The organism is Verrucosispora sp. SN26_14.1 (assembly GCF_004307965.1).
Taxonomy (GTDB): Bacteria; Actinomycetota; Actinomycetes; order Mycobacteriales; family Micromonosporaceae; genus Micromonospora.
This window is the reverse complement of the sequence record NZ_SISL01000336.1, coordinates 1-6,429: the sequence shown is the minus strand read 5'-3', so window position 1 is coordinate 6,429 and position 6,429 is coordinate 1. Positions and strand designations below refer to the sequence as shown.

General features: G+C 72.7%; 7 protein-coding genes and 2 pseudogenes. All 9 read right to left on the bottom strand.

Going from position 1 to position 6,429, the window contains the following annotated elements:
* Positions 1-345 (bottom strand): annotated as a pseudogene (locus EYA84_RS23655) (DUF58 domain-containing protein); the annotation flags it as partial.
* A 6-nt stretch (positions 346-351) separates the two neighbouring features.
* Positions 352-1,359 carry a MoxR family ATPase gene (locus EYA84_RS23650; RefSeq protein WP_131055442.1) on the bottom strand — a complete coding sequence of 336 codons (1,008 nt, stop codon included), beginning with the start codon at positions 1,357-1,359 and terminating at the stop codon, positions 352-354.
* Positions 1,359-1,949: a hypothetical protein gene (locus EYA84_RS23645; RefSeq protein WP_131055440.1), complete on the bottom strand. Its 591-nt coding sequence runs from the start codon at positions 1,947-1,949 to the stop codon at positions 1,359-1,361. Before EYA84_RS23645 ends, EYA84_RS23650 begins: the two co-directional genes overlap by 1 nt.
* Positions 1,950-2,025: 76 nt before the next feature.
* Entirely contained in the window at positions 2,026-2,751 is a 726-nt protein-coding gene (locus EYA84_RS23640) for a DUF4129 domain-containing protein (protein ID WP_131055448.1), read from the bottom strand.
* Between the two features lie 84 nt (positions 2,752-2,835).
* Positions 2,836-3,576 carry a uracil-DNA glycosylase gene (locus tag EYA84_RS23635; RefSeq protein WP_394347606.1) on the bottom strand — a complete coding sequence of 247 codons (741 nt, stop codon included), beginning with the start codon at positions 3,574-3,576 and terminating at the stop codon, positions 2,836-2,838.
* On the bottom strand, positions 3,569-4,255 hold the full coding sequence (locus tag EYA84_RS23630; protein ID WP_131055438.1) for a dienelactone hydrolase family protein: 687 nt from the start codon (positions 4,253-4,255) through the stop codon (positions 3,569-3,571). Before EYA84_RS23630 ends, EYA84_RS23635 begins: the two co-directional genes overlap by 8 nt.
* 131 nt (positions 4,256-4,386) lie before the next feature.
* Positions 4,387-5,328, bottom strand: coding sequence for a Ppx/GppA phosphatase family protein (locus tag EYA84_RS23625; RefSeq protein ID WP_131055444.1), 942 nt, complete (start codon positions 5,326-5,328; stop codon positions 4,387-4,389).
* A 53-nt stretch (positions 5,329-5,381) separates the two neighbouring features.
* Complete coding sequence (locus EYA84_RS23620; RefSeq protein ID WP_131055436.1) at positions 5,382-5,915, bottom strand: amino-acid N-acetyltransferase; 534 nt, start codon at positions 5,913-5,915, stop codon at positions 5,382-5,384.
* A pseudogene (locus EYA84_RS23615) lies at positions 5,912-6,367 on the bottom strand (DUF501 domain-containing protein); the annotation flags it as partial. The pseudogene EYA84_RS23615 and the gene EYA84_RS23620, both read right to left, overlap by 4 nt.
* Positions 6,368-6,429: the final 62 nt, after the last annotated feature.

Below are 6,429 nucleotides of genomic sequence, written 5' to 3'. Positions count from 1 at the left end.
AGATGTGTATAAAGAGACAGCCCGCAACCACGGCGAGACCCGGGTACGCAGCACCGCCACGTCGTACGGCACGGTGCCCGGGTTACCGACGCTGACCGTGCCGCTCACCTCACCGCCCTCCACCAGGTGCGCCTCGTCGGCACTGATCCACACCTGCGGCAGCTCGGTCGGTCGGCGGCGCAACGCGTACGCGGTGCCGAGCGCGAACGGCACAGCCAGCACGACCAGGTCGACCCGGCCCAACAGCACTGCGGCGGCCAGCAGCAGGCCGGTGAGCAGCACCGCTCGGCCGAGCGCCGCGGTGGGCGTCCAGCTGGGCGGGGCCGGTCGGTCCGGAGCGGTCACGACGGGTCAGTGTCCCGGTCCACCGGCGGCGTAACTGGGCAGCGCACCACTGGCCGGGGCGGGGGTGGCGTCCAGGACCTCGCCGACCACGAAGGACGGGTCGACCCGCCGCAGCCACATCTCCGGCCGCAACGTGATCCGGTGCGAGAGCGCCGGTGCCGCGACGTCCTTGACGTCCTCCGGCACCACGTAGTCCCGGCCGGAGAGCACGGCCCGTACCCGGGCCAGCAGCAGCAGTGCCAACGAACCACGCGGCGAGGCACCGACCAGCACCGACGGGTGCTCCCGGGTGGCCGCCGTCAGCGACACGATGTACCGGCCGACCGAGTCCTCCACCACCACGTCCTCCAACGCCGCCTGCATGGAGCGCAGGGTGGCGGCGTCCACGACCGGTTTGATCTCGGCCTCCTCGCGGCGGCGGGCCATCCGCCGACGCAGCACCTCCCACTCCTCCTCGTGATCGGGATACCCGAACGACACGCGCAGCAGGAAACGGTCCAGCTGCGCCTCCGGCAGCGGGTAGGTGCCCTCGTACTCGATCGGGTTGGCGGTGGCGAGCACGTGGAAGGGCTCGTCCAGACGGTAGGTGACCCCCTCCACCGAGACCTGCTTCTCCTGCATCGCCTCCAGCAGGGCGGACTGGGTCTTCGGCGGGGTCCGGTTGATCTCGTCGGCCAGCAGCAGGTTGGTGAAGACCGGGCCGGCCCGGAAGGTGAAGTCGCCGCTGCGCTGGTCGTAGAGGAACGAGCCGGTGACGTCGGCGGGCAGCAGGTCCGGGGTGAACTGGAGACGACGGAAGTCCAGCCCGAGCGCCTGGGCGAAGGACCGCGCGGTGAGCGTCTTGCCCAGGCCGGGCAGATCCTCCAGCAGCACGTGTCCACCGGCGAGGATGCCGGCGAGGACCAGTTCCAGCGAATCCCGCTTGCCGACGACGACCTGGCCCACCGCGTCCAGCACCGCCCGGGCGAGGCGGCCGACCTCGGCAGGGGGCATCGTCTGGCCGGCGTCGTTCATCAGATCTTCTCCAGTTCGGCGACGATCGCCGCGAGATCGCGCGGCGAAGGGGTACGGCGGGGCGGGGTGTCCAGGAACGTCGACAGTCGCTCACCCAGCAGGGCCCGGGCCCGGCCCGGATCCGACTCGCGGGTCATGCCGTGCTTGAGCCGGAGCCGCTCGTCGGCCAGCTCGGCGAGGCGGGGCAGGATCATGTGGGAGAAGCGTTCCGGCTGGCCCTTGGACCACTCCAGCGGAATCTCCCAACCGTTGATCGCGGTCCGCAACGCGTCCCGGGCGTCCCAGTTGTACATCCCGTCCTCCTCCCCGTGCTGCTGCGGTCGCGCCCCCGTCTGTCCGGAGCGCGACGGCGGGGCGAGCGTGGCGACGATACGGCGTACCGCGAACACGGTGACGACTCCGGCGACCAGCACCACCAGGGACACCCGCAACCCGACCGCCCGTAGCCCGGCGATCAGGACCACGGTCGCGGCGGCGGTGACGGCGAGGAACCCGACGACGCTCCGCAGCCGCCCACCCCGGGGCGCCTCCTGCTGGACCGGCCGTTCCTCCTCGAAACTGAGCAGGTCGTCGATACTGGTCTTGCTCATGCCGGCGCTCCGCTTCGCTGCGCGCCGACATGAGGCACCACCACACTGCGCCTGACGATTCGCTCGCTCCGCTCACTCATGCCGTCACGTCCCGCTCGACGGTGGCCGCGAGTTCGCCGCGCAACCGGCGCAGGGCGGCGCGGGCCTGGTCGCGGGTGCGCTCGTCGACCGGGCGGGTCGCGTACCGCGCCTCGCGGTAGACGTGTGCCAACTCGGCCAGCACGTCGGCGCTGACGATAGCCGGCACCCCGTTCGCGGAGTCGCCGCGCAGCAGCCGGGTGACCAGGTCGGTCGGGGTGTCGCCGGCCAGCCGGGGCACCCCGACACCGGCGGCGGCCTCTTCGAGGCGGACCCAACAGGCGATCACCGCGGTCCTCGGGTCGGTGGCGCGGTCGTCCAGGTCGACCAGGCCGGCGTCGACTGCGGCGACCACCTCGCGGGCGGTGCCTGCGGCGCTGCGGCGAGCCGGACGGGCGGGCAGTCGCCGGGTGACCCGGCGCGCCATGCCACGGATCACCGTCCAGGCGAGATAGCCGATCACCACGAGCAGGACGACGCCGAGCAGCGCCAACGCCACCGTGCCGAGCCAGGGCGGGATCTCGGTCCGGGTCTGCTCGGCGACCTCGCGCGGCTCGGCCGGGATCGAGGGGCGTGGGTCGTCGGTCGGGTACTCCAGGACGAACGGGGCGTCCTGCACGGCCGGCGGGACGCGGCTCGCGCCGATCGACGAGTGCGCGGCGGCCAGCGTGACGAGGGCGAGCAGGCCGATCACCGCGGTGACGGGCCACCACTTGCGCAGCAGGTCCACTCCGACCTACCTTCGCTCCACCAGGGCGTACGGCGGGCTCGTCTGCGTCACGTCCGCCATCTCCACCACCCCGCAGCGTCAGTCCAGCCCGGCCAGTTGTCTCGCCCGGGCGAACACATCGTCAAGCATTCCTGGTGTCAGCCGTCCGGTGAAGGTGTTCTGCTGGCTGACGTGGTAGCAACCGAGCAGTTCCGGTACGGCCGTGCCGGACCAGTGTGCCCCATGGCCGAACGACGGTCGCGGGCTGGGCGGACGGACGCCGTACACGTGGCGCAACATCGGCCACCACGCGGCCCAGGCGAAGGCACCCAACGCGACCACCACCCGCAGCGTCGGCCGGATCAGGTCGACCTCCCGGTACGACCAGGGCGCGCAGGTGTCCCGCTCGGCCGGGAGCGGCTTGTTCTCCGGCGGGGCGCACCGCACCGCCGCGAAGATCCGGGTGTCCCGCAGGGTCAGTCCGTCGTCGGCGGACACGCTGGTCGGCTGGTTGGCCAGGCCGGCGCGGTGCAGCGCGGCGAAGAGCACGTCGCCGGAGCGGTCGCCGGTGAAGACCCGGCCGGTGCGGTTGCCGCCGTGCGCCGCCGGCGCGAGCCCGAGCACGGCGATCCGGGCCTCGGGGGCGCCGAAACCGGGCACCGGTCGACCCCAGTACTCCTGGTCGCGGAAGGCGGCACGTCTGGTCCGCGCCACCTCCTCCCGCCAGTCGACCAGCCGGGGGCAGGCGAAGCAGTCGGCGACGGCCGCGTCGAGGTCGGCGAGATCGGTCGCCCGCGCGGCGCGGGCGACCACGTCCGCCGGGGTACGCGACTCAGCCAAGCTTGGCCCGGAACAGTTCGAGGGTGCGGGCCCAGGCGCTGGTGGCGGCACGCAGGTCGAACTTCTCCGGCCGGTCCTCGTTGAAGAAGGCGTGCGCGGTGCCCGGGTAGTCGTGCAACTGGCAGGTGCCACCGGCGTTCTCGATCGCCCGGCGTACCGTCTGGACCCCCGGGTCGGTGGAGGTGCCGTCCGCCTCGGAGCAGTGCACGAGGGCGTCCTTGCCGGCGTAGTCGGTCCACTCCGGACGCATGCCCTCCCAGGGCAGCCGGGGATAGAACGCGGCGGCGGCGACGATCCGCTCGGAGTGGCTGGCCGCCCAGAGCGCAAGGCTCGCCCCGGCGCAGAAACCCGCGCAGCCGACCTTCCCGGTCACCTCGGAACGCCCGGCGAGGTACTCGGCGGCCACCGCGATCTCGCGTGCCGCCTCGTCCATCTGCGGGCCGTTCAACAGCCGTCGGGGCTCGCTCGGCTTGCCCGCCGGCTCGCCGTGCCGGAAGTCCGGCGCCAGCGCGACGAAACCCGCCTCGGCGAAGCGGTCCACCACCGACCGGATCTGCGGCACCAGGCCCCACCAGTCCTGGATGACGATGACCGCAGGGCTGGCCGTGCCACTGGCGGGCACCGCGAGGTACCCCTCGCCGGTACCTCCGTCGCCACGATAAGTAACCATCTCGCCCATCGGCCCATCCTCCTAGCGGTCAGTCAACGCTGGCTGGTCGCCCAGTGGTCGTACGTGTCGGTAGCCTGCCACGCGGTGACCGTCGCTAGGAAGATGCGGGAGCAGTGGTGTTCACCTCCCGTTCGCGTGCCTCAGGTCGTGGGCTGCGCCAGGCTCCACGCGATGCCGTCGAGGATGTCGTGCTCGGAGGCGACGACCGAGTCCATGCCGGCCCGTTCCATGATCACTCGGAGGACGAGCGCGCCCGCACCGATCACGTCGGCCCGGCCCGGATGCATCACCGGGATCGCCAACCGCTGCTCCCGATCCGCCGCCAGCAGCTCGGCGGTCACCTGCGCCACCCGGTCGTAGGACACCCGGGCGTGGTGGATGCGGGTCGGGTCGTACCCGGTGAGGCCCTGGGCGATCGCGACCACGGTGGTGACCGACCCGGCGAGCCCGACCAGCGTGGCCGCCCCACGTCCCGGCACCACCGTCAGCGCGCGGTCGACCGCCACCGCGATGTCGGCCTGCGCGGCGGCGATCTCGTCCAGCCCGGGCGGGTCACCGTGCAGGTGCCGCTCGGTCATCCGGACGCAGCCGATGTCCATCGAGATCGCCGCGTCGACGCCGCCCTCCCGGCTGCCCACCACGAACTCGGTGGAGCCGCCGCCGATGTCCACCACGAGGAACGGCGACCGGGCGTCGGAGGGCAGGCCGCGTACCGCGCCGGTGAAGGAGAGCCGGGCCTCCTCGTCGCCGCTGACCACCTCCGGCGCCACGCCCAGCGTCTGCTGCACCATGTCCCGGAACTCGGCGGCGTTCTCCGCGTCCCGACTGGCCGAGGTGGCGCACATCCGCACCCGCTCCACACCGAGCTTCTCGATCTCGGCGGCGTAGTCGGCGAGCGCGACCCGGGTCCGCTCGATCGCCTCGGGGGCGAGCCGGCCGATGGCGTCGACACCCTGACCCAGCCGGACGATCTCCATCCGCCGGGACACGTCGCGCAGCGGCGCGGACGACCCGTCCGACGGGTCAGGCAGGTCGGCGACCAGCAACCGGATCGAGTTGGTGCCACAGTCGATGGCGGCCACACGCGTCGTCACGACGGTCACCCTACAGTGGCGTGCCGACCGGGCACCCGGCCTCAGAGGCGCAGCAGCATCCGGGTGTTGCCCAGCGTGTTCGGCTTGACCCGTTCCAGGTCGAGGAACTCGGCGACCCCCTCGTCGTACGAGCGCAGCAACTGCTCGTAGACCTGGTTCGGCACTGGGGCGCCGTCGATCTCGGTGAAGCCGAACGAGCCGAAGAACCGGGTCTCGAAGGTGAGGACGAAGATCCGGGCGATGCCCAGGTCCCGCGCCGCCTCGATCAGCTCGGCCACGATCCGGTGCCCGATCCGGCGGCCCCGACAGGTCGGGTCGACCGCCACCGTCCGGATCTCGGCCAGGTCCTCCCACATCACGTGCAGCGCGCCGCAGCCCACCACCGCGCCGTCGGCGACCCGGCTGGCGACCCGGAACTCCTGCACGTGTTCGTAGAGCGTGACGGTGGCCTTGCTGAGCAGCCGCCGGTCGTCGGTGTAGGTGTCCACCAGCCGGCGGATGGCGCGTACGTCGGCGGTGCGGGCGGGCCGGACCAGGATGTCGTCGGACCCGTCCGGCGCGGGCGCGCCGCTCACTCGGCGTCCGGCACGTCGACGCACCGGCCGGCCGCCCACCAGGGCTCGACCAGGTCCAGCGTCTCGTCACCGAACGGGTTCACGCCGGACCCGGCGCCGAGCGCGTGACCGAGATGGACGTGCAGGCACTTCACCCGGCCGGGCATCCCGCCGGCCGAGATGCCGGCGATCTCGGGGACCTGGCCGATCGACTCCCGCCGGGCGAGGTAGTCCTCGTGCGCGGCCCGGTAGCGGTCGGCCAGCTCCGGATCGTCGGCCAGCCGGTCGGCCATCTCCCGCATCAACCCGGCCGACTCCAACCGGCTGCACGCTGCGGTCGCGCGGGGGCAGGTGAGGTAGTACAGCGTCGGGAAGGGAGTGCCGTCGGCCAGTCGGGGTGTCGTCTCCACCACGTCGGGCAGGCCGCACGGGCAGCGGTGCGCCACCGCCCGGGTGCCGCGCGGCGGGCGTCCGCGAGATCAACCCGCTGGTCAACGTCGAGATCCACAACACCGCGCTGGACCGGGACAACGTC